The following is a 1697-nucleotide window of genomic DNA, read 5'->3' on the forward strand; positions in this document are numbered from 1 at the left end:
CAAAGATGAACTGGGCAATGACCAAGTCCAAGTCGAAGTGTCCGTCAACCACGACGAATTAACCAACGGCGGCCACGTGACCTTGACGGTCAATGGTGGAGACGAAGTTCAGCTTAAACTGGTTGACGGCAAGTTAGTGACGTTGACTGACGAAGCGACGGACTACCAATACGACAACGGCACCATCTCTTGGACTGAGAGTGCACCTGAAGAAGGTGGCACCATTACTGTTACCGCGACCCAAACAGATAAAGCGGGTAATGAATCAGCGCAAGGTTCAGACTCGGCTAAGTTGGACTCTGTGGCACCGGGCGACGGTGAAGGTCCTCAAGGTGGCGACCTTGGCCCAGTGGTTGAAATTAAAGATGACGTCAATAACGATGGGTTGATCAGCAAAGATGAGCTCGGGAATGACCAAGTCCAAGTTGAAGTATCGGTTAACCACGACGAATTGACTAACGGCGGCCATGTCACTCTCACCGTTAATGGCGGTGAAACCGTAGATCTTAAACTGGTTGATGGCGAGTTGGTGACGTTGACTGGCGAAACGACGGACTACCAATACGACAACGGCACCATCTCTTGGACTGAGAGTGAACCTGAAGAAGGCGACACCATTACCGTTACCGCGACACAAACCGATAAAGCAGGCAATGAATCAGCGCAAGGTTCTGACTCTGCTAAGTTAGACACTGTGGCACCGGGCGACGGCGAAGGTCCTCAAGGTGGCGACCTTGGCCCAGTGGTTGAAATTAAAGATGACGTTAATAACGACGGCTTGATCAGCAAAGACGAACTCGGTGATGACCAAGTCCAAGTTGAAGTATCGGTTAACCACGACGAATTAACCAACGGCGGCCATGTGACACTTACAGTCAACGGTGGTGAAGCCGCAGACCTTAAACTGGTTGATGGCGAGTTGGTGACGTTGACTGGCGAAGCGACGGACTACCAATACGACAATGGCACTATCTCTTGGACTGAGAGTGCACCTGCAGAAGGTGGCACCATTACTGTTACCGCGACCCAAACCGACAAAGCGGGCAATGAATCGGCGCAAGGCAGTGATTCAGCGCAACTTGATACTGTCGCACCGGGCGACGGTGAAGGCGAGCAAGGTGTCGACCTTGGCCCAGTGGTCGAAATCAAAGATGACGGCAACAACGATGGCTTAATCAGCAAAGACGAACTCGGGAATGACCAAGTCCAAGTTGAAGTGTCCGTAAACCACGAAGAATTAACCAACGGTGGTTACGTCACGCTTACCGTCAATGACGGTGAAACCGTAGATCTTAAACTGGTTGATGGCGAACTGGTGACGCTGACTGACGAAGCGACGGACTACCAATACGATAATGGCACCATCTCTTGGACTGAGAGTGCACCGGCAGAAGGTGGCACCATTACTGTTACCGCGACCCAAACCGACAAAGCGGGTAATGAATCGGCGCAAGGTTCTGACTCTGCTAAGTTAGATACTGTCGCACCGGGCGACGGTGACGGCGATCAAGGCAGCAATCTTGGTCCTGTGGTCGAAATCAAAGATGACGGCAACAACGATGGTTTGATCAGCAAAGATGAACTGGGCAATGACCAAGTCCAAGTCGAAGTGTCCGTCAACCACGACGAATTAACCAACGGCGGCCACGTGACCTTGACGGTCAATGGTGGAGACGAAGTTCAGCTTAAACTGGTTG

1 pseudogene is annotated in these 1697 nt (G+C 51.7%); it reads left to right on the forward strand.

The window, feature by feature from the left end:
- Positions 1 to 1697, forward strand: a pseudogene (locus IRQ95_RS21840) (hypothetical protein); the annotation flags it as partial.

Source organism: Vibrio fluminensis (assembly GCF_015278125.1).
Lineage (GTDB): Bacteria > Pseudomonadota > Gammaproteobacteria > Enterobacterales > Vibrionaceae > Vibrio > Vibrio fluminensis.